This window comes from Rhizobium sp. SRDI969 (genome assembly GCF_025152725.1).
Taxonomy (GTDB): Bacteria; Pseudomonadota; Alphaproteobacteria; order Rhizobiales; family Rhizobiaceae; genus Rhizobium; species Rhizobium leguminosarum_I.
The window spans coordinates 357,947-378,111 of the sequence record NZ_CP104038.1; the positions used below are offsets into that span (position 1 = coordinate 357,947).

18 protein-coding genes are annotated in these 20,165 nt (G+C 62.0%); 13 read left to right on the forward strand and 5 right to left on the reverse strand.

Translation table 11 applies throughout. The features are described from left to right. The first annotated feature begins 2 nt into the window (after positions 1 to 2). The 9 genes from N2A41_RS31380 (at position 3) to N2A41_RS31420 (ending at position 9,633) form a co-directional block, all read left to right on the forward strand. Positions 3 to 800 carry a TadE/TadG family type IV pilus assembly protein gene (locus N2A41_RS31380; protein WP_162115117.1) on the forward strand — a complete coding sequence of 266 codons (798 nt, stop codon included), beginning with the start codon at positions 3 to 5 and terminating at the stop codon, positions 798 to 800. Then, positions 797 to 2,440 carry a TadE/TadG family type IV pilus assembly protein gene (locus tag N2A41_RS31385; protein WP_162115118.1) on the forward strand — a complete coding sequence of 548 codons (1,644 nt, stop codon included), beginning with the start codon at positions 797 to 799 and terminating at the stop codon, positions 2,438 to 2,440. Before N2A41_RS31380 ends, N2A41_RS31385 begins: the two co-directional genes overlap by 4 nt. After that, positions 2,412 to 3,092 (forward strand): TadE/TadG family type IV pilus assembly protein, encoded by a 681-nt coding sequence (locus N2A41_RS31390; RefSeq protein WP_260111875.1) that lies wholly within the window; start codon positions 2,412 to 2,414, stop codon positions 3,090 to 3,092. The genes N2A41_RS31385 and N2A41_RS31390 overlap by 29 nt, the downstream gene beginning before the upstream one ends. A 1-nt stretch (position 3,093) precedes the next feature. Further along, complete coding sequence (locus N2A41_RS31395) at positions 3,094 to 4,020, forward strand: hypothetical protein (protein WP_260111876.1); 927 nt, start codon at positions 3,094 to 3,096, stop codon at positions 4,018 to 4,020. Beyond that, the gene (cpaB, locus tag N2A41_RS31400; protein WP_260111877.1) at positions 4,017 to 4,973 is read left to right on the forward strand and encodes a Flp pilus assembly protein CpaB; all 957 of its coding nucleotides are present in this window, start codon (positions 4,017 to 4,019) and stop codon (positions 4,971 to 4,973) included. Before N2A41_RS31395 ends, cpaB begins: the two co-directional genes overlap by 4 nt. 20 nt (positions 4,974 to 4,993) lie before the next feature. Next, a complete protein-coding gene (locus N2A41_RS31405) occupies positions 4,994 to 6,892 on the forward strand; it encodes an ATPase, T2SS/T4P/T4SS family (RefSeq protein ID WP_162115122.1) in 1,899 nt (632 codons plus the stop codon). 94 nt (positions 6,893 to 6,986) lie between these two features. Beyond that, positions 6,987 to 7,850, forward strand: coding sequence for a type II secretion system F family protein (locus N2A41_RS31410; protein ID WP_162115123.1), 864 nt, complete (start codon positions 6,987 to 6,989; stop codon positions 7,848 to 7,850). Next, positions 7,847 to 8,752 carry a type II secretion system F family protein gene (locus tag N2A41_RS31415; RefSeq protein ID WP_260111878.1) on the forward strand — a complete coding sequence of 302 codons (906 nt, stop codon included), beginning with the start codon at positions 7,847 to 7,849 and terminating at the stop codon, positions 8,750 to 8,752. The genes N2A41_RS31410 and N2A41_RS31415 overlap by 4 nt, the downstream gene beginning before the upstream one ends. A 2-nt stretch (positions 8,753 to 8,754) precedes the next feature. Beyond that, the gene (locus tag N2A41_RS31420; protein WP_260111879.1) at positions 8,755 to 9,633 is read left to right on the forward strand and encodes an FHA domain-containing protein; all 879 of its coding nucleotides are present in this window, start codon (positions 8,755 to 8,757) and stop codon (positions 9,631 to 9,633) included. Between the two features lie 266 nt (positions 9,634 to 9,899). Here N2A41_RS31420 and N2A41_RS31425 read toward each other — a convergent pair whose 3' ends face one another. Next, positions 9,900 to 10,505: a LysE family transporter gene (locus N2A41_RS31425; RefSeq protein ID WP_222385311.1), complete on the reverse strand. Its 606-nt coding sequence runs from the start codon at positions 10,503 to 10,505 to the stop codon at positions 9,900 to 9,902. A gap of 7 nt (positions 10,506 to 10,512) precedes the next feature. Then, the gene (locus N2A41_RS33380; protein WP_311202895.1) at positions 10,513 to 13,584 is read right to left on the reverse strand and encodes a M10 family metallopeptidase C-terminal domain-containing protein; all 3,072 of its coding nucleotides are present in this window, start codon (positions 13,582 to 13,584) and stop codon (positions 10,513 to 10,515) included. 634 nt (positions 13,585 to 14,218) lie between these two features. On the opposite strand from N2A41_RS33380, the gene N2A41_RS31440 reads away from it, so the two are divergent. Together N2A41_RS31440 and N2A41_RS31445 are read left to right on the forward strand one after the other, a co-directional pair. Then, positions 14,219 to 15,124 carry a helix-turn-helix transcriptional regulator gene (locus N2A41_RS31440; protein WP_260111880.1) on the forward strand — a complete coding sequence of 302 codons (906 nt, stop codon included), beginning with the start codon at positions 14,219 to 14,221 and terminating at the stop codon, positions 15,122 to 15,124. A 9-nt stretch (positions 15,125 to 15,133) separates the two neighbouring features. Further along, the gene (locus N2A41_RS31445) at positions 15,134 to 16,276 is read left to right on the forward strand and encodes a helix-turn-helix transcriptional regulator (RefSeq protein WP_260111881.1); all 1,143 of its coding nucleotides are present in this window, start codon (positions 15,134 to 15,136) and stop codon (positions 16,274 to 16,276) included. Between the two features lie 212 nt (positions 16,277 to 16,488). Here N2A41_RS31445 and N2A41_RS31450 read toward each other — a convergent pair whose 3' ends face one another. Beyond that, positions 16,489 to 17,373, reverse strand: a complete 885-nt coding sequence (locus N2A41_RS31450) for a LysR family transcriptional regulator (protein ID WP_222385315.1) — start codon at positions 17,371 to 17,373, stop codon at positions 16,489 to 16,491. A 125-nt stretch (positions 17,374 to 17,498) separates the two neighbouring features. Here N2A41_RS31450 and N2A41_RS31455 point away from each other — a divergent pair, with 125 nt between their 5' ends. Further along, positions 17,499 to 17,684: a 4-oxalocrotonate tautomerase gene (locus N2A41_RS31455; RefSeq protein ID WP_003553363.1), complete on the forward strand. Its 186-nt coding sequence runs from the start codon at positions 17,499 to 17,501 to the stop codon at positions 17,682 to 17,684. 285 nt (positions 17,685 to 17,969) lie between these two features. Here N2A41_RS31455 and N2A41_RS31460 read toward each other — a convergent pair. Beyond that, positions 17,970 to 18,918, reverse strand: a protein-coding gene (locus N2A41_RS31460; RefSeq protein ID WP_162115351.1) for an IS630 family transposase whose coding sequence is annotated in 2 segments (ribosomal slippage) — positions 17,970 to 18,581 and positions 18,583 to 18,918 — 948 coding nt in all. Because the reading frame shifts where the segments join, the coding sequence is not laid out codon by codon here. Positions 18,919 to 19,225: 307 nt separating this feature from the next. Between N2A41_RS31460 and N2A41_RS31465 the strand changes: the two genes are divergently transcribed. Further along, positions 19,226 to 19,666 carry a hypothetical protein gene (locus tag N2A41_RS31465; protein ID WP_017968504.1) on the forward strand — a complete coding sequence of 147 codons (441 nt, stop codon included), beginning with the start codon at positions 19,226 to 19,228 and terminating at the stop codon, positions 19,664 to 19,666. 171 nt (positions 19,667 to 19,837) lie between these two features. Here the strand turns inward: N2A41_RS31465 and N2A41_RS31470 are convergent, their stop codons facing one another. Continuing rightward, positions 19,838 to 20,149 carry a DUF982 domain-containing protein gene (locus N2A41_RS31470; protein ID WP_017968505.1) on the reverse strand — a complete coding sequence of 104 codons (312 nt, stop codon included), beginning with the start codon at positions 20,147 to 20,149 and terminating at the stop codon, positions 19,838 to 19,840. Positions 20,150 to 20,165 lie beyond the last annotated feature (16 nt).

The following is a 20,165-nucleotide window of genomic DNA, read 5'->3' on the forward strand; positions in this document are numbered from 1 at the left end:
CAATGCGCGCGGAACTCGAACGCCCCATCTTCGACGGCGCCTTCTGGAGTTCGATCCTGCACTCACGGACCTTCTGGATCCCAGAGGATCACGGCGCGCTCTTCGGTACCTTTGCGATCGCCATGATGCTGCTTGCCTCGATGCTGCTGCTGCCGCGGCTTTCCGCCCGCCGGCGCCGGATATCGGAGCTGCACGGCGATACCTCCGGCAGCACGACGATGATGGATTTCGTTCTTGTGACACCGGTCTTCGTCTTCTTCATGTTCGTGGTCTTCCAGTTCACGATCCTGGCCAAGAACCACCTCTTCACCCACTATGCCGCCTATGCGGCGGCGCGCAGCGCCCGCGTCTATTTCTGCCCGCCCCTGCCGATCACCATCCGGAGCATCATCGACGTCAAGACCTGCGATAACGATGCCGCCGCCGGCAAGGCCGATCTTGCCGCCCGCCTGGCGCTGATCCCGGCCGCACCCTACGACCAGCTGAAATGCGTCGGCGCCTGCCAGCCGCCGGAAGAGGCGCTGAAAAGCCTTGCCGATGCCTCGGGCCTTTCGAAGAACTGGCGGGCGATGCGCAACCAGGCCCGCTACATGTTCGATCCGCAGAACGTCACGGTGACCGTCGACCGCGCGCCGATGGCGCTCTATGCCGCCATCAACCGCTCGCCGCATGTGCCGGTCACCGCCAAGGTGGAAGCGCGCTTCCTGCTGCTCGAATATGCCGGCTGGGTTTTTGCCCGCGGTCAGAGGAAGGACGGCCGCTACTATACGATCTCGACGGCGGAGGTGAACCTGCTATGACACCGGCCCTCATCAAGCGCCTGCACCGCGACGAACGCGGCTTCCTGTCGCCGATCATCCTCTATATGACGATCGCGCTTGCCCTGATGATCGTCTGGATCCTGAATACGGGACAGATGATCTACGACAAGCAGCGCACCCAGGACACGGCCGATGCCGCCGCTCTCGTCCATGCCGACTGGGAGGCGCGCTATCTCAACATCATGGCGATGAACAATGTTGCCTCGTCGCAGGCAACCGTTGTCATGGCGACGTCGGTCGCCTTTCAGCTGACGACGGCGGAACTTGCCCTGCGCTCGGGTGTCATTCTGGCGAAACTCGCCGAATATTCGTTCACGGAAGGCTTCGGGCCGGCGTCCCTGCTGCCTCCGCTTCCGCCAATGCCATATTGCCCCGGCTGGCAAAAAGTCCCGATCGTCGGTGGCATCATCTATGGGGCTTGCCTGGCGTTCCAGGGGTTCCGGGCGTTGGAAGCGGCCAAAGCGATCGGATATACGGTGGCGGCGCAAGTCAAATACAATCCTTTGGGCCTCATCGAGAAGTCCAGCGACATCATCGATGCGATGAACGATCTGAACGACTACCTCGTCGAAAGCTTTCCGCAGCGCGTCAGCAACGAAGCCCTGCATCTGGTGCGCTTGAACAAGTCGGATCACGTCGTCTTTCATCCGCCGTGTGAGTCCTGCAACGACGCCGGAGAGGGCGCCGGCGGTAACCTGCCGGTCGATCGTGACGGCATCAATCCCGCCTCGGCCTATGCTGAAATGTGCCTTGCGATGGCCAACGGCACCCAGGGACAGGACCCGTTTCTGATGCGCGGCGAGTTTGCCAATCGTGGGTTCCCCAACGGCAAGGGCCCGCTAACGGCAGGCGGAGTTGATGGCAGCCATATCCGAGACTGGGTCAACCACGAAAGCGGCGTCGACGATGCACTGGTGGAGTTCTACATCTTCTACGAAGCCTTCGGCCCGGCCTATCTCAGCAAGGTTCCGTTCAAGGCGATCGTCGAGCAATATGCCGGCGATCTGAGCTGGCTGGAGGAAGCAGCGCTCGATGTCAGCTTCTGGCTGGCGGACAAGGTCTTCGGCGTTGGCTTCGGCATCACCAACCCCTTCCAGCTACCGATCGACGTGCCGCCGCGCTATTCCGATGCCCAGACGAAGGACGAGAACGATTTCACCCGCAAGTTCGACATGATCTGGAACCAGGTCTGCGGCCCAGCCGGTGGCGCGATTTCCGTGGCGGGTGCTCCCCTGCCCGTCATCTCCTTCCCGAAGCCTTACTGGCTGAAAGGACGCATCCCCTTCAACTTCACGCCTTTTGGAGGCGAGCAGCTCGACGACTACCAGACGCTGGCGATCGTTTCCCGCGCCCCGCGCGCCAGGCTGCAGATCCGCATCTTCAAGGACAAGACACCGTCCGCCTACGCACTCGCGCAGAGCTGGGTCCACAATTACACGGCCTTCGATCTCTACACTCAGGACTGGCTGGCATCGCTTGCGCCCGCCACGCTTGCCGACGATATCGGTGAGGTTTCCAACACCATCAAGCAGAGCCCGGCGGCTGACAGCTTTACCGGGTTGACCCGCGTCTTCGACCGAGGAGGAGCCAATGCCTGGGCTGCCGTCAACACACACTGAGCCTATGGGCGGTCCTGCTGTCCGCGGGCTGCTGATGCGGCTGCACCGCGACAGGCGCGGTCTGGCCTCGATCGAATTCGTGCTCGCCGCGCCTGTTATCTTGCTGATCGTGATTTTCGTCATCCACGCGAACAAGATTTCCACCAAGAAGGTCGGAACCATGCTTGCGATGCGCAACGCCGCCTTCGCCGAAGCAAATGGGTTGGACTGCACGTCGGATTTCTCGAATGTCGTCCCGATCCCGGCTCTGCCGGCAGTGCCCGGGGGCGACGCCATCAACTGCTCGCGCACACCATCACATGAAGGCGATGGCGACCCGCAGCGCACCTTTGTCTGGGACGATGTCCAAAATACCTTGAAGAGCGACGGCCGCGACTTCGGAGACATGGTCGGCGACCTCGCCAATGAGAAGCCGCAGCTCGTCACCGCGACAGCCGACCGCGTCTACAAGTTCAGGGATTCCGACGATCTCGATACGATCAGGAGCCTCCGCTGGAAGGATGCGTTCACGGTGGATGATTCGACGCTGTTTGCCTCGCACAACAATGACACCACGAGCCACGGCTACGATCCGACGCTGCGCCGCGAAATTCGCGATGTCGCCGACGATTCCGGCGATCTGTTCGACGGCGTCTTTCCGGGAGCGAAATAAGATGAGACAGGGCCCCCGCGTCTCCCATCATCCCCTCGGCCATCTCACCGGTTTGGCGCTCGTCATCGGGCTTGCCGCCGCCATGGCCACGCCGGGCCGCGCCGAGATCTACAAGGATTTGAGGGTGACGCTGAATTCGATGCTGGCCGGCATCGTCGGCGCGCCGGAACGCGCGCCGCGCGATCTCGTCATCAACGGCCAGCCGCTTGAATTCACGCCCTATCAGAGCGATCGCAGCATTTCCGATATGACCGACGAATGGCTGCGGGTACTGGCCGTCAATACAAGGCCCGCCATGCCGAAAGGCAATGACAGGCAAGAACTGACTGACGTCATCGCCGCCAACATGCTGATCGTCCCGAAGATGAGCCGCATCCGCGATGATCTTGCCGTGGTGGTACGGTTCTTCGACGGCGACGGCGAGGCGGCCCTCGACTATCTCAGACGCCAGGATCCGGCCAATCCCTCGGCAAGGGCGCCGATCCCCGGCGTCTCGATCATGATCCGCCGTCCCGCCGACGCGCCGAGGACCGAGGTGCTGATGAGCCGCTTCGAGGATGTCGCGGCGACGCTGCCGGCCTTCGCGGCTGCGGCCGATGTCAGCAAGCTGCCGATGTCGCTGCGTCCGCCGGCCGGTGCCGAGGTGCTGAGCGATATCGGCGATCGCGACAAGGGCCACACGTCACGCACGGTCGTGTCTAAAGGCACGCTGTCGGCCACGCGCTGGTCGGATCAGCGCGCCGATCTTCTTGCCCGCGACGGCTTCACCATCGAGACCCCGCCGGTGCAGCACGGCCGGGTCACAGCACTTTATGGCCGGCGCGGCAGCGTCGAGGCCAATGTCTTGTACACCCGCAGTAAAACCGACGGCCGGACCGTCGAAGTCATCCAAATCAGGCAACCCTTCGTCGAAGGAACAACACCATGAACTGGAAGCTCATCGCGGCCGTGATCGTCGGTCTCATTACCGGCGTTCTGCTCTACTTCTGGACCGAGAGCGTCAAGAACGAGCAGGTGGCCTATGCCTTCATGCGGCTCCAGCCCGACAGGAAAGTGACGCGAGGTCAGGCGATCACGCCCGACATGCTCGCCGAACCGGTGATGCTGCCGGAAAGCTTCGGGGCGCTCGCCAAGCTCGCGGTTCCCGCGGCCAGCGCCTATCAGGAATGGTTGAAGGACAGGACGGCGGCCGCCGACATTCCGGCCGGCTCGGTGCTGCTCTTCCAGTATTTCGACGATAACGACGGCGGACGCTTGACGACGATGATCGCACCCGGCAAGCGGGCACTGACCCTTCCCGTCAACGCCGCCTCGGCTGTCGGCCATTTCGTCGAGCCGGGCAGCTATGTCGATATCCTCGGCACGGTCGACGAACCGGTCGAACCTGTGGCGCCGGCCGCAGCAGCCCAGCCGGGAGCTCCTGGCCAGCCCGCTCCCGTGCCAGGTCAGCCTGCCGTTCCGGGCCAGGCGCCGGCCGTAGCCGGACAGCCGCAGGCTCCAGCCCAGCCGCAGTCACCGGTCGAGCAGATGCTGAAGAACTATCTCACCCAGTATCCGGGCGCCGACGAGAACGATGTCAACGCTTACCGCAAACAGGCGCAGGACTATAAACTCGGCATCAGCTCGCGCACCCGCGTCGTCACCCGCACCTTCCTGCAGAATGTCAAAGTGCTGGCCGTTGGCGCGGCGACGACGGCGGAGGGTGCAGTCACCAAGGCCAACAGCACTTACAACAATGTGACGGTCGAAGTGACGCCGTCGGAAGCAGAAATGCTGATCTTTGCGATGGGCCAGTCGAACGGCAGCCTCAATCTCGTTCTGCGCAATCCGGCCGACAATACCGTCGAGGACCTGCCGAGCATCAACTGGACGCGGATGTGACCGTCGCGGGGGAATGAGCCATGCTGTTGAAGATTTCCTATGAGGACGGCAGCGGCCGGGAGGTGATCCCGCTCTCGGCGAACGAGACCTATTTCGTCGGCGAAAGCAGCACGCTGACGTTGCCCGCCGGCGCGGGCGTCGTGCGGCTGCGCGGCAGCCACGTCTCTTCGCCCCAATTCGTGCTGCGGAAATCGGGCCAGGGCTGGTCGGTGCAGCATCACGGCCGCAACCCGACGCGCGTCGACGATCAGCCGCTTCGAGCCGGCACGCCGGTTGCGGTTTCGGCCGGCATGTCGATCTGGGTGCCGAACGTCACGATCGAGCTCGTCGAGCCGGCCGCCGCGCCCGTAGCGGTCACGCAGTTTCCCGATCAGGAACGCGTGCTCGCCTTGCAGATGGAAATTCACGAGCGCCTGCTGAAGGACACGCAGTATGACCGGCTGGTGAAATCCTCCGATTTCGGCCGCGAGGAGACGCGCACCCGTATCCGCGAGCGTCTCGACATGTTCATCAAGGAGGCGCTCGACAGCGCGCCACAGGATCTCGTCATCCTCGTCATCAAGAACGCCGTCTATCGGTGGCTGGCAAAACGCATCGCCCGCACGGGCCGGCGTGACGCCTCGTCGAATGCCGCAAGCCTCTCGCGTGAGGAGCAGGACAATCGCCGCCTCTTCGACGTCGGCAAGGCGCTGATTTCGGCCCTGCAGCTTAAGCTGAACTTCGAATCCACCCGCTCCGACTTCGCCCAGCTCGATAGCCGTTTCAGCGCCGCATTCCAGTCCAGGCAGGCTCTTTTCAACGCCGGCGACCGCTACGAGATCGCCCATATGCACCTGCGCTCCAATATCGAGGAGCTGATGTATCGCTGGGGGACGATCTCCGAACTGATGGATCTCGATGTCATCTCGGAAATCATGGTGACGCGCTACGACGAGATCTACGTCGAAAAATTCGGCCTGCTGGAACGCTACCCCTTCGCCTTCGCCAACGAGCGGCAGTTGATGAAGGTGATCGAGCGCATCGCCGTCGATTCCAACCGCTCGATCAACGAAAGCGAGGCGATGGCCGACTTCCGCATGCCGGATGGCTCGCGCGTCAACGCCGTCATTCCGCCGCTGGCGGTCAAGGGCGCTTGCCTGACCATCCGCAAGTTCGGCGGCAAGTCGCGGCTCGATATCAGCAAGCTGGTGACCGCCGGTGCGCTCAGCGAGCCGATGCGCGCCTTCCTCGAGGCAGCCGTCCGCTCGCGCAAGAACATCGTCGTCTCAGGCGGAACCGGCTCCGGCAAGACGACGCTCTTGAACAGCCTGTCGCAGTTCATCCCGGTCGGCGAGCGCGTCGTTGCCGTCGAGGACACGTCGGAACTGCAGCTCGACGGCATCCATGTCGTCTATCTGCAATCGCGGCCGAAGACGGCGGAGTCCGAGACCAGCGTCACCATCCGCGACCTCGTGCGAAACGCATTGCGCATGCGTCCCGACCGCATCATCGTCGGCGAGTGCCGTGGTGCGGAGGCGATCGACATGCTGCAGGCGATGAACACCGGCCATGCCGGCTCGATGACGACGGCGCATGCCAACACACCACAGGACATGATGACCCGCCTGGAAGTGATGGTGCTGCAGGGGCAGAGCTCGCTGCCTGTCATGGCGATCCGCCAGCAGATCGTTGCCGCCGTCGAGCTCGTCGTGCAGCTGAATCGGCTGGCGAACGGCCGGCGCGCCGTCACCGAGATATCGGAGGTGATCGGCATCGATCCGGATACCGGCCTCATCATCGTCGAGCCGATCTTCAATCTCGTCGGCCGCGCCGGCGGCCAGGCCGTGCATGCCTTCACCGGCTACCTGCCGAGCTTCGTCGCCGAGCTCGTCGAGTTCAACGACGACGGCGAGATCGAAAAACTGGACATGTTCGTCTAGAGCGGTTCCAGAACCGCTCTAGGCTTTTGTTTTTACGCAATTCAGAACGGAAACCGCTTCGCACTTTTCGTGGAATTGCTCTGAGGGGGAAGCCATGGATATCAGCATTCTGCAGATTTTTACGGTCGCCCTCGGCGCGGTCACAGTGGGACTGCTCGTCTGGGGCGCGCCGGTGCGCTGGCCGGCGCCGCTGCTGCGTGCCACCGAGCGTGACATTGCGCTCGCCAGCGAGGCGGCGCAGGTCTTCGGGCGCGATGCCGTTCCGCCCTATACGATGATCCTCGCCTACGGCATCACGGCGATCGTCGTCTTCGCGGTGGTCTCGCTGATCTTCGGGCCGATCTTCGGCTTCGTCATCGCCATCCCGGTCGCGATCTTCCTCCCCAAGGGCGTGATCCGTTATTTTCTGCAGCGCCGCTGGCTGCAGATCGAATCGCAGCTTCCCTACGCCGTCGACCAGATCGTCTCGGCGGTGCGCACCGGCAAGCCGCTCGCCATCGCCGTCAATGCGGTGGCCGATACCGGCCAGATGCCGGCCTCGCGCGAGTTCGAGCGCATTGCCCGCGAACAGAAGCTCGGCATCGGCCTGGTCGAGGCGCTCGACCGCCACGGCCGCAACGTGCCGAGCCTGCATTTCAAGATGGTCGATGCGGCCCTCGGCCTCTTTGCCCGCCAGGGCGGCGACATCTCCGAACCGCTGACCGAAATGTCGAAATCCTTCAAGGAAATCTGGAAGCTCGATCAGAAGATCACGACCTCGTCGTCGCAGGCGCGCATGAATTTCCGCGTCGTCAACGGCGGTGCGCTGTTCATGATCCTGATGATCTTCTTCGGCCAGCCCGAGTTGATCGACAAGGTGTTCGGCAACGCCATCGGCATCGTCATCGCGATCGTCGGCGCCATTCTCTATGCCACCGGTTTCTTCTGGATGCGCTCGATGATGAAGGTGTCGGTATGATATCTCAGATACCCCTCGCCCCGATTGCCGTCGTCTTTGCCGGGATCACCGCTGCGCTGTTCGTCTGGTGGATCGGCGATCTGCTCGGCAGCATTCACGTGGTGCGCCGGTCCGCCGGCGGCGATGGCCCGCCACCCAATATCGTCGACAGCATCGGCATGCGCACCCCGGTCGAATTCGTGCTGACGCATTTCGAGCAGCTCCTGGCCGATTACGGCGCGCAACTCGAGCAGAAGCTGATCTATGCCGGTCGGCCGTTCGGCGGCGTCACGGGGCGGGAATATATCGCGCTTCTCGTGGTCTTAAGTCTGTTCGGTTTTGTCGCGCTCGGCCTGCTGTTCGGCATTGCCAGCGGCAGCGTGATCGGCGGGCTAGTCGCCGGGCTGATCCTCGGCCTCATCCCCGCCATCTATTTCTGGGTCGTCGCCGACGACAAGGCGCAGGACCGCAAGGAACGCATCTCGCGCGAATTTCCCTATTTCCTCGATCTCGTCGTCATGACGCAGCAGGCGCAGGCGACCTTGCCGGAAAGCCTGAGGCTTTATGCCGAGGCTGCACCAGGCACCGTCATGAGCGAGGAGATCGAACAGACGCTGAAGGACGTGGCGCTCGGCACTGGCATGATCGAGGCGTTGCAGCGGCTGGAGCGCCGCATGACCGCCGAGGAGGTCATCCGCGTCATCCGCGCCGTGATCCAGGGCGAAGTCGAGGGCAGCAACCGCGTCGAGCTGCTGCGCGAACATGCGCGCGACCTGCGCTTCCGCCGTTGGGAAAAAGCCGACAGGGCCAGTGAAAAGCTGAAAGCCAAGATCGTCATGCCGGCGATGATGATCGTCGTGTCGATCCTGCTTCTGGTGCTGGCGCCTGCAATTGTCGAGATGATGTCGAGTGGGATGTTCTGATCATGGCCTTTTTTTCCTTCTTTCGCGGAAACAAACCAAGCCTTCTGCAGACCGGTCCCGGCGGCCAGAGCCGCAGCCATGTGCTCGACCGGCCGGAAATGTCGATCGGCCGGGCGGCTAATGCCGATATCGTCGTCGACGATCCGTTCCTTGCGCCGATCCATGCGCGGATCGAGCGGCAGAGCGACGGCGGCTTCATCATTCGCCGCATGGGGCTGAACCCGATCATGCTGCGCGGCGAAGCGCTGTTGCAGACGGCCTCGCTGAAAACAGGCGACAGCTTCCGGCTCGGCAAGGACGTCGAATTCCAATTCGTCGTCAAGGCCGCCGCCAAGGAAGCGCCGAAGAAGCAGCCCTCCAAGGCAAGTGACGACAAGCCGAAGAAGTCGCTCCTCAAACAGCCGGCCTTCCTGGCCGGAATGGGGGTCGTCTATCTCGCCATCGTCGGCATCATCGGCTACGTGATCCTGTCCGGCGGCAGCAGCGCGGAAACTGGCCCGACGGCCGAGCGCATCAATGCCGAAGCGGCCCGCATTCCGACATGCATCAAGAATGCCCGCCGCATGCGTGAGGTTTCCGAGCAAAGTTTCAACGGGGCCGTCGGCGGCCGCGTCGGTAGGGACGGCGAGGCAACCTATGCCGCCCTTTCGCTGGCAGCCGAACCGTCTGACGACGCCGCGCTGGCAAAGGCCGCCCAGCCGATCGTCGAGGCTTACAAACGCACCGCCCTTGCAGCCCTTGCCTCGGAAAACCGCGGCAACAACACGCTGGCGCAGAGCCTCTACCAGCAGACCTACGATCTCGTCCCCGACATCAACTGCTCGGCCGCGCGCTTCGCGCTGCAGCGCCGCGCCGCGGTGAAGCCGCCGGCGCGGCGGTGACGGTGCTACCTGCGCGCTACGCTCGCCGCAACCGTCAACAGCGACATGCAGAACAAGATTGATAAGCTGCTTTCGTGGATTATTCGGTATTCGCCAACGGTCGTCAGATCCTGCCGCGCTTCAAAAGCGTCGAAATCGACCGGCTTGCATTGCCCTCGGTCCACATCTCGCGCAGCTTTTCGATATTGCCACTGCGCTGCTGCCATTTGGCGGACTAATCGCGCATCGCTTCGCGGATAACGTGGCTAGCTTCCCGAGTGATTGGATCAAAGCACATGTTTAAAAAGCAGTACCAAACCATAAAGCCCCATGGCGGCTGCCAGAACGGACTGAGCAGTCTTCGTCCAGATCGTGTCGAGCCGTTGTATGGCGGGGATGGAGAAAACAAGTCCAACCAGGGTGAACCAGGAGAAGGCCATCAGGAAAATGATGCAGGTGGCGGCTTCACCCATACCGGCCCTGAAATCCGGCTGGGCGAGATAAAGTCCCACGAAGAAGGGAACGGACAGGGGATTACTGAGCGCTGTTGCCAAGCCCAAGCTGTAGAGCCTGAGACTCAGGCTATCCGACCCGAGCTGTTGAGGAGGCGCTCCCGCAAGGGGACGGCGCGCAAGCCGGACGGCTGAATAAAGGAGGATTGAGGACAGAACAATCGAAGCCCACAGATCCAGGTCATCCAGCATATAAAGGCTCGTTGCTCCGATCGCAGCGAGATAAGAAGCAATCGCGGCACCAGAGGCAATCCCGGCGGCAACGCTGAGCAGGCGACCCCAAGACGGCCTTACGGCCACGCGAAGCACGATAAGCAAGTTTGGCCCTGGCGCGACCAGAACCAATGCATAAGATAGAGCAAGCGAGGTGAGAAGCGGCATGGCTGTCTCACATAAGCATGTCGTGATGGGCTGCCACCGCCAGGACGGGCTCGGCCGTATCCAGGATGCCGATGGTGAAGGACTTGACGGTCGATGCGCCGAGGCTGTCCGTCGCCTGGGCAGTGATCGTTAGGGCGTGATCGGCAATGGTCTCGTAGTCGATCGCCGCCGTCGTCTGCAACTTGTTGCCGACAAGCTTGAAATGGTCGGCATCATCAACCAGCGACCACTTGATCGAATTGCCTTCGGTGTCCGTCGCCGAGAGCAGCCCGACCGACGAGCCGACCTTGATGTTCTCATTGGCGCTGGCGCGGGAGAATTTGAGGTCGTGCGGGGCGATGTTGACCGCAGGCTCGGCGACATCCTTGACCGAGATCGCAAAGGTCTTGTCGACCGACACCGTGCCGTCGGAGACCTCGACGGTGACCGAGAAAGAGCTCTTTGCCTCGAAGTCGAAGCCCTTGGCGGTGACCAGTCTGTCGCCTTTCAGCGAGAACTGCCCGTCGTCGCTGTCGATCAGTTTGAATTTCAGCGTGTCGCCGTCGCCGTCGAAAGCGGAAAGCAGGCCGAGCGTCGTCCATTGCGGCGTGTCCTCGGCGACGACCATCTTGGAGAGCTGGATGTTGGTCGGCGCGGTGTTGACCGGAGGCGGCTCGCCGGTTCCCAGATCGATCGTACGATCGGCGAATTGCGCGAATTCAATATCGAGACCGTATGTGTCCTTGCCTTCCGCAACGCCGGTAATGGTGTGAAGATCCGAGTTCCATTGGTAATCGGCGTATTTGCCGGCGAAGACGATCGTGTCGCTGCCGTCGCCACCCGAAAAAATGTCGTCACCGCCGCCGCCCGACATCCGGTCGTCGCCTTTGCCGCCACTCAGGATATTGGCGAGCCTGTCGCCGATAAGGGTGTCGTTGTAGTCCGAGCCGGTGAGGTTCTCGATCGAGAAATACTTGTCTCCCGCCGCATCCCCCGTGTTGACCGAGGAGTCGGCGAGACTGGCCGTCACCGCCTGCGTCGCATCCGAATAGGAGGCGGTGTCATTGCCGGAAGCGACAGCACCATAGCTTGGCACATCCACCGAGACGTGCAGTTGGTAATCATAGGCCCTGTTGTAGTAATTATCGACCACCAGGTAATAGTCGCCGGTATTCTGGACCGTAAACGTCAGGTGAGAATCTTTTACATTCGTCGATCCCGGATCGAGCGGCCCCGTCATATCGTCATTGTAGGCGAGGTCGAGCCCGCGCGAGGCGTAGAGGCGGATGTTCGTGTCCGTGGTCACGCTCGACGAAGTGCTGTCGATGTCGAAGGCAACGGTGGTGCCGGCAAGGAGCCGGAGATGGTAGTAGTCAAAGCCATTCTCACCGGTTGAGGCGTCGACCGTCACATGCGGCAGCGAGGTGGCGTTGGCGATGTTGGCGTTGGCGCCCAGGCTGAAGCGATCCGTCAGATCGAGCGCCTTGTCAGCGGAGGAAAGATCGAGCGTGGCGGGTTTGACAACCTCGCCGCTGCCCATGCCGATCGGCGAAACCGGGCCATCCGCCGAGACATGGAGCTGGTGCGCCATTTTGCCGTTGCCGGAATGCGTGATGTAATAATCGCCTGTCGTGGCGACGGTAAAGGTGATGAAGGAGTCGGTCCCGCTGGCCGAGCCAGGATCGAGCTGTCCACCCATCGCCTTGTTGAAGGCGACCAGCGCGTGCGCCGAGTCGTAGAGGCCGACTTGGCTGTAGGTCCCGTAAGGCAGGCCATCGACATCGAGCGTCACCGTCGTCCCGGCGTTGAGATGCACGCGATAATAGCCTTCGCTGTAGGCTTCTTCGTCGGGCAGGTTGATCGTGACATGCGGGACCGTGGTCGAATCCTGGACATTGGCATCGGCAAAGACGCTGAAGCTGTTGGAGATATCGAGCGCCGTGGCGAAGGAGGAGATCGCGTTGCCGAGAGGCTTCGTCACCGAGCCGCTGCCGAGGCCGACGCCCGCAGGCTGGTCGTCGCCGTACAGCACGTCCGCGCCCGCGCCGCCGCGAAGGATGTCGTTGCCGGCCCCGCCCAGCAGTCCGTCATTGCCGGCTCCGCCGTTCAGCGTGTCGTTGCCCTCCTTGCCCGAGAGCGCATCGTTGCCGCCGCCGCCGCTCAATGTGTTGGCAGCGATGTTGCCCAGTATAGTATCCGCTCCGGATCCGCCCTTGGCATTCTCGATCAACGAGCGTGGATCGCTATTGTAGAGCAGCGCGTTGGCGATATTACCCTCGGGCGGGGTGATGATGTTGCTCGCCGAAAGATTGCGAACGGCCAGCTGGCTTTCGGAGAAAGTCGACATCGCACCCGGGGCGAGGTCGATCTTGAGGTCGCTGCTGTAGTTCGACAAATCGTAGGTATCGACGCCGCCGCCATCCCAGACCGTGCCGTAGATCGTGTTTGTCGCCGGCGCGCCCTGGCCGACACCGTTGTGGAATTGCTCGCCGGTGGTCGGGTCCCATGAATAGGTCGTGTCGCCGCCGTTGGTGGCGAAGTTGGGGCCGTAGAGATATTGAAGAGCCGCGATATCCGCCGGCATGAAGCTCTGCTGCGACTGGTCTCCCGCGTAATAGCCGAACGAATGGTCGGCTCCGAAGAAGATGGAATCGTCGGCGCTGTGCCCGCCCTGATCCAGGCCGAGGGTCTGCGCCACGCCCCTCATGATGTCCAGAAAGCCGAAATTGCCCTTTACCGGCTGGCCGAAGAAGAAATTATCCTGGCTGAACCAGGCGTCTCCCGCCTCGGGCGTGTGGCCGGGGGCATTGAACATCGTCGAATCGAAATTCTCGATGGGTGGAGCGTCGCTGTCGTAGACAGTCTTCAACTGGCTGAACCGCAAAATGGCGTGGTCGGTCGCCGTTTCGGTAACTTCGGTAAAGTTGAGGCTCGTGTAGGAGGAGACCATGGCAAGGGCGGAGCGCGTCGCATCCTGCTGGGCGGCGGTGAAGGCGACATGCTGCGCCCACCAGGGCCCAAGTCCGACGCCTGGATATTCGAAGCCGCCAGCGGGATAGTAGGAATAGGAAGAACCTTGAGCGGGAAAGCTGTAGGTCAACGTCGCAGATGTCCAGCGGGTCCCCGAAAGAAGCGGGTCGATATTTGGATTTCCCGAGGGTTTTACGTCTGCGCTATCACCCGTTTCGGCGGATATAAGTGCGGCTTCAGTTATATTCGGCATAACAATTCCTTCTAAATCAACATCTTAGAATTTGACGGTGCATCGAATTCCAGCACTTAAGCCAAAACAGCGAGATTGTTTGCCGCCGACACGACGGTGACCTTCGATCGATCCGGCGTGAAGCTGGCGTTCCCAGCACCTGCCGCATCCAAGCGAACGGTGACTGCTCCGCTCACGAGATTCTTCAGGAAGATGTCGGAGTGGCCATTCCCGTCTCCGGCCACGAGATTGGAGGCGGAGGAGGTGAAGGCCGCCTAGGTTCCATCGGGAGAAATGCTGCCGGTTCCGGCCACTCCCAATTGCCATTGCCGGCTTCGCCGTCAGCGTTCGAAAAGAGAATGATCGGTGTCGTCATGTCGTGCCTTCAACGTTGCTTCAGGGGCAAGTTCCGGCGCGACTGTATGGTGGGCTCTAAACAACGTCGTCCACCATAAGGATGAAAAATAAGTTGAGCCCATTTTTGGACTGCACTATGTTTGCCGCGTCGCAGCAAATCCGAAGAGCATCCAGAATGGCAGAAAATATACCGCCGGATGTCTTCTCATCCGTGCTTGGGCAGATTTACGAATGCGCGCTCTTTCCGGAACGCTGGCCCGCGACGATCGAGACCATCCGGCGCCTGTTGCCTGGACTATCGGGCCTGGACTTCGAACAGCTCTCTCTACCGGCGCCGGCAGCCGACGGCGCCGGTAACGGGAACAGGGGCGGCGGCGCTGGCCAGATCGCCGCCGTTTCTGATCTCGACGCCATCCTCATCGGGCATATCGAGCGGGCGGTCTCGATCGGTCGGGCCGCCCGCGACCGGGCCGTCGCCTCCGACCTGCACGAGGCCAATGTCGACAGCTGGGGGAGCGGGGTCCTGCTCGTCGACGAAGCGCTTTACCTCATTCGCGCCAACCGGGCCGGCGAAAGCATGATCGAGCGCGGCAATCCCGTGCGCTTGCGGGGCCGATCCCTGGAACTCCGGCCTGCCTCGGCGCAGAAGACGCTTCAGCAGGCGGTGGCGAAGGCGACCGGCGGGACGGACGGATCAGGCACGGTTGCCTCCGGCGCGCCGATCAATTTCATCGCCGATGGCGGCGGCGCGCCTGTTGTGATCCAAGTGATGGCGATGCGCGAGGATCTGAGGCCGGAGCTTCCCGTCCTTCGGTCGGCGGTCGCCATCGTTCTCATCTCGCCTATGGCGACACGCTCGCCGCCGCAGCAGGCGCTGAGCGCGCTTTACGGGCTGACGCCGGCCGAGGCACGCGTGCTGCAGCTTCTGGGGGAGGGATCAATGCTCTCGGAGATTGCCGATACCCTGCAATTGAAACGCTCGACGGTGAAGACGCATATGTTGCGGATTTTCGCCAAGACTTCCACGAACAGGCAGGCGGACCTCGTGGGTCTCGCCCATTCCCTGTCCTTAACCGTGTAATCCTTCCCCATGAACATTCATCCACCGCTTCAACTGACATCGAAACTCGTCGCCATGATCTACGACTGCGTTCTCGAACCGGTCAAATGGGAGACCTTCGTCAGCGAACTGCTGTACGAGCTCAACTTTTCCTATGGCCTGCTCAGCATCAGCGCCTTTCCCGAGGGCAACGCCGTCTTCGGCGTCAGCGTCGGGATCGAAGGGCCGTGGATGGAAAAGCTACCGGGCTACTGGGCCGATATTATGGAGATCTGGGGCGGCGATGTGCGGATCCAGCAATATCCGCTGGAAGAGCCCATCCTACAGTCGCAGATCACCGACGTCGGCCAGTTGAAGACCAATCCCTATTACAGCGGCTGGTTCGCGCCGCAGGGCTATATCGACGCGGTGGCGATCGGGCTAGAGCGCAACCAGCATATGGTCTCCAGCTTGGCCCTCGGACGCCACGCCACGGCCGGCCCGGTGAGCGAGGACGAGCTGGGCCAGTTGCGCCTTCTCGCCCCGCATCTGCGCCGCGCCATCTCGATCGCCCAACAGCTGGAGGTGCAGTCGATCGCGGCATCGGCATATGCCTCGGTGGTCGACAGCCTGCCTGTCGGCGTGCTTCTGGTGGACGAACTGATGGCCATCATCCATGCCAATCCAACTGCCGAAAGCCTGCTGTCGCAGCCGGGACCGTTCCGGTCTGCCGGCAGCCGGCTGGTGGTGAGGAGCGAGGGGGCTGCAGCGTTAGAACAGGCCGTCGCCAGGGCCGCATCCGATGAGGCCGCGCTTGGCCGGAGCGGCGGCGCCGGCATTCCCGTGCGCCATGCCGACAGCATCGCCTATGTCGTGCATGTCCTGCCGCTGCGCCAGCGCCAGAGCCGCGGCGCACTCTGCCTGCCGGCATCGGCCGCTCTCTTCCTTGTGCCGGCCGGAAGCCAGTCCTTGCTGCCGAGCGACCCCGTGACCCAGCTTTACGGCCTGAGCCCGGCCGAAACCCGTATCTTCGAGCTGATCGTCCGCGGCGAGACGCCGAAGGCGATCGCCAAACAGCTCGGCTTGTCCGCCAGCACCATCAAGACGCATGTCCGCAACATTTTCGCCAAGACCGGAACGCGCCGCCAGGCCGATTTCGCCCGTATGGCCGCCTCGCTTCGCGTGCTGCTTTGAGGGGCGATTGGAAATGCCTCGCCTGCATGAAAGCCTCGGCCACGCCGCGCCGTAATGCACTCAGATATGGAGAAGCTGTCTTCTCGCACGGTGGAAGGTACGGACCGACGAGGTCATCAGCCGGACATTCTCGAGCGAATAGCTTCCCGCCGGGACGGTCTCGAAGGCAAGGGTCTGGGTCCGGGCAGCCGCTGCGCGCCGACAGCGCCTCGCTACCCGAACCGGTCCACCAGGAAATCGATCACCGTCCGCAACATCGCCGTCGGCCGCCGGTTCGGCGCATAGATGAGGGACATCGGTACAGGCTTGTAGGACCATTCCGGCAGTACCTGCTCGAGCCGTCCTTCGGCGATATCGGCGGCGAGCAGCAGTTCTGGCTGAAGTGCAATTCCCGCGCCGCTGAGTGCTGCCATGCGCAGCGCCGCCCCTTGGTTGGTCGAGAATTTTCCGGAAATCAACACATCGCGCATTTCGCCCTCCGGTCCGACCAGGTGCCAGCGATCTTGCATGCGCCAATAGGAGTGGCCGAGGCAGAGATGGTTCGTCAGATCCTCCGGCGAGGCCGGTCGGCCATGGCGGGCAAGATAGTCCGGCGAGGCAGCGAGAATCCGCCGGTAGGGCGTGAGCGGGCGGGCGACGAGGCTGCTGTCGGAAAGCGGACCGATGTGAATACCGAGTTCGAATCCCTCGCCGACGAGGTCATGGACATTGTTGTCGAGCGTTAGCTCGATGCTGACGTCGGGATAGGCGTTCTGGTAATCAATCAGCGCGGGCACCAAGACCTGCGTGCCGAAGCTGACGGGTGCCACCAACCGAAGCCGGCCGCGCGGCGCCGATTGCAGCTCGCTCGCCGAAGCCTCGGCCAGCGCCACTTCGGAAAGCACGCGCTTGCAGCGCTCGTAATAGAGCTGGCCAACCTCCGTGAGCTGATGGCGTCGCGTGGTGCGATGGATCAGCTTCGCCCCGAGCCGGGTCTCAATCGTCTTGATGTGCTTGGCAACCATGGCAGGCGAGACTTGCGCGATCTCCGCGGCCGCCGCGAAACTGCCATTGTCGATGACCCTGACGAACATCGCCATGCCGGCCAGCTTGTCCACGATTACCTACCTGTCGGTTTCGAATGACGATACCGGGAGCTTATTTATCAACCAGTGAATTTACAACATGGTCGTCATGCCCGCGCCAAGACGACGGACATCACGAACCTGACCAAGGAGAAACTATGCCCATTCTTCACCTACAGATGCATCCCGGCCGCACCGACGATCAGAAGCGCGCCTTTGCGCGTGAAGCGACCAAGGCGGCCGTCGAAACCCTGGCGTGCCCGCCGGAATCGCTGGAAATCCTGATAACGGAGATCGCCAAGGATTCCTGGGCGGTCGGCGGCAAGCTGAAATCTGAGGCCTGAGAGAAGACCCGCAGCGTCGAAGGCTCAAGCTGCGCGACGCCGTCGCCATGGTACTGAACAGGGAGCCGGTACGCGGCTCCCGTGCTGAATGTGGAGCGTGAGGAGATGGCGGCTTTGCGCTCGATGGAGGCCGTAGAAGTCGATCTTGAAGTTGCCTGGAAGCAGACATCTCCTGTGACCGCGCTGTATGCCTCCGAACATAGCTCAGCAACGCGGTCGAAGATTGTGGGTTGTTAAATATTTGCAGCTCTGCGCATGCCCTCGCTTTCGTGGCTCTAGAGCGTTTCAGGTTTTGACGGAAGCGTATCCGGCATTGTCGAAGTAGTTGCTGCATTCGCTGGGCTCGATGGTTGTGACGAGGTGTCCGATGTGGCGCCAGGTGTCATCGATGGTTCGCTTCTGAGCCAGGCGCATCCAGTGCTTGATTTTGGCGAAAGCCTGTTCGATCGGATTGAGGTCGGGGGAGTATGGCGGCAAGTACCAGAGCCGAGCACCAGCGTTGCGGATCATCTGACGGATGGCGACCGACTTGTGGGAGCCGAGATTATCCATCACGACGATGTCGCCGGGTTTGAGCACCGGTACGAGTTGCTGCTCGACATAGGCGCGAAAGCACTCACCGTTGATCGGTCCATCGAAGACACAGGGTGCGGTAAGCCGATCGCAGCGCAACGCGCCGAGGAAAGTCAGGGTGCGCCAATGTCCGTGCGGCGCGAAGCTGCGCAGGCGTTTGCCCTTCGGCCCCCACCCTCGAAGCGGCGCCATGTTGGTCTTGATCCAGGTTTCATCGATGAAGACCAGCCGTCTTGGATCGAGGCCAGCCTGCCAGGATCGCCAGCGCTGTCGCCGTCGCGCGACGTCAGCGCGCGCCTGCTCAAGGGCGAACAGTGTTTTTTTTGAACCGCAATCCCTCACGCCGCAGGAACTGCCATACCGTATCGTGGGATACCTTCACCCCTCGCGCGGCCAGCTCTTCCTTCAACCTGTGCAGTGACACATGCGGCGTCTGGTTGATCCGCTCCACGATAAACGCCCGATGCGGCTCCAGAACCCGCTTGCGGTGGCCGCCCATCTTCCCAGGCGCGACAGATCCGCTCGAACGATAACGCTGCGACCACTTTACCGCTGAAGACACGGCAATACCGAACCGCGCCGCAACCGACCGGCAGCTCTCACCGGCTTCGATTGCAGCAACAACACGCTCACGAAGATCATTGGAAAGAGGTCGCGTCATTCGATGCTGGCCTCCACTCCAGCCAGCATCTTGAATCACAAAACACACAAAAACGGAATCCCTTCCGATTCAACTAAATCCGGATACGCTCTAGACTTCGTGCAGGCAATCCTGAGTCAGCGAAGCGTTACCTGCCACCGAGACTCTGTTTGCCATCCGCCTCGTTTTGTAACGGCCTTCTCGCAGCCGGATTCTGGCCGCGTGTTTGGAACTAATGACGGGCGAGACTGTTTCAGCAGTGTCTTTGGCATGACGCTTACGTTCCCTCCTGGCTGGGTAAGCCTCGATTTTTGAGGAGACTCGCATCATGAAGATTTCATCCGGATTTCGTTCAGTCGCGGCAGCGGTTATCGCTGCAGCAGCAATCAGCTTTGCCGGCTCCGCGCATGCCGACAGCGGCACGATCAGCTTCTCAGTCTACAAGGCTGCCTTCTTTGTGGGTGGTTCTGGAGGCGAGGGCACGCTGACCTTCCATGGTCGCCACTATCCCATCTCTGTCGGCGGCATTTCGGGCGGCCTCGCTTTCGGGGCTTCTAAGACCTATTTCCATGGTGCCGTTCGCCACATTCGCCGCGCCCGGGATGTGACGGGGGTCTACGGTGCGGCGGGCGGTGGCGGCGCGGTCGGCAAAGGGGCACAGGTAATTGTCATGACCAATGACAAGGGCGCCCAACTCGAACTCTCAGGCAAGCAGGTAGGCCTGCAAGTCAACGCCGATCTCAGCGGCATTGCCATCACAGTGAAGTAAGGGTCGTCGCTCCTTTCGTCATCGCGTCAGTCGGCCCAGCTTTAAGCGCGACCATCTAGGAAGCGTCGTTCCACTGTCGGCCTCAAATCGGTCGTTCCTTGACACCGAGCCCAACGACCGCTCCTGGCGCAAACGCAACGTCGATAGGCGGGTAGCCCCTGGGAACAAGGCCTATGTTGGCATCATTGGGGGAAGGTCCGGCCGTCGCTCTCCCATTCCCTGCCGGACGAGCGATAGAGTAGCGATGCCGGCCTCATCGGCCGCACGCAGAAGCGCTTCCCGGAATTGTTCCGGGGCAATCTTCCCGCTCAACGCGTCGACGCAGGCTTTGACGGCTGCCACATATTCCTCGCCGTCATCGCAAGGCCAGTCGTTGATCAGGAGACGCGCCGCGTCGCCCAACGTCCATACGATCTTGCGAGATGCCGGGCCTCGCAAGGCAAACCCAACCGGCGTAAATGCTGATGATGTGTTCCAGCACATTGTCCTCGACCCCTCA

What these genes read in the sequence shown, in the direction of transcription:
- N2A41_RS31440 (WP_260111880.1), top strand. Translation starts at nt 14,219, where the DNA reads ATGGCAGAAAATATACCGCCGGATGTCTTCTCATCCGTGCTTGGGCAG.
- N2A41_RS31390 (WP_260111875.1), top strand. Translation starts at nt 2,412, where the DNA reads ATGCCTGGGCTGCCGTCAACACACACTGAGCCTATGGGCGGTCCTGCT.
- N2A41_RS31445 (WP_260111881.1), top strand. Translation starts at nt 15,134, where the DNA reads ATGAACATTCATCCACCGCTTCAACTGACATCGAAACTCGTCGCCATG.
- N2A41_RS31425 (WP_222385311.1), bottom strand. Translation starts at nt 10,505, where the DNA reads ATGCCGCTTCTCACCTCGCTTGCTCTATCTTATGCATTGGTTCTGGTC.
- N2A41_RS31420 (WP_260111879.1), top strand. Translation starts at nt 8,755, where the DNA reads ATGGCCTTTTTTTCCTTCTTTCGCGGAAACAAACCAAGCCTTCTGCAG.
- N2A41_RS31410 (WP_162115123.1), top strand. Translation starts at nt 6,987, where the DNA reads ATGGATATCAGCATTCTGCAGATTTTTACGGTCGCCCTCGGCGCGGTC.
- N2A41_RS31415 (WP_260111878.1), top strand. Translation starts at nt 7,847, where the DNA reads ATGATATCTCAGATACCCCTCGCCCCGATTGCCGTCGTCTTTGCCGGG.
- N2A41_RS31470 (WP_017968505.1), bottom strand. Translation starts at nt 20,149, where the DNA reads ATGTGCTGGAACACATCATCAGCATTTACGCCGGTTGGGTTTGCCTTG.
- N2A41_RS31385 (WP_162115118.1), top strand. Translation starts at nt 797, where the DNA reads ATGACACCGGCCCTCATCAAGCGCCTGCACCGCGACGAACGCGGCTTC.
- N2A41_RS31380 (WP_162115117.1), top strand. Translation starts at nt 3, where the DNA reads ATGCGCGCGGAACTCGAACGCCCCATCTTCGACGGCGCCTTCTGGAGT.
- N2A41_RS31395 (WP_260111876.1), top strand. Translation starts at nt 3,094, where the DNA reads ATGAGACAGGGCCCCCGCGTCTCCCATCATCCCCTCGGCCATCTCACC.
- N2A41_RS31465 (WP_017968504.1), top strand. Translation starts at nt 19,226, where the DNA reads ATGAAGATTTCATCCGGATTTCGTTCAGTCGCGGCAGCGGTTATCGCT.
- N2A41_RS31405 (WP_162115122.1), top strand. Translation starts at nt 4,994, where the DNA reads ATGCTGTTGAAGATTTCCTATGAGGACGGCAGCGGCCGGGAGGTGATC.
- N2A41_RS31455 (WP_003553363.1), top strand. Translation starts at nt 17,499, where the DNA reads ATGCCCATTCTTCACCTACAGATGCATCCCGGCCGCACCGACGATCAG.
- cpaB (WP_260111877.1), top strand. Translation starts at nt 4,017, where the DNA reads ATGAACTGGAAGCTCATCGCGGCCGTGATCGTCGGTCTCATTACCGGC.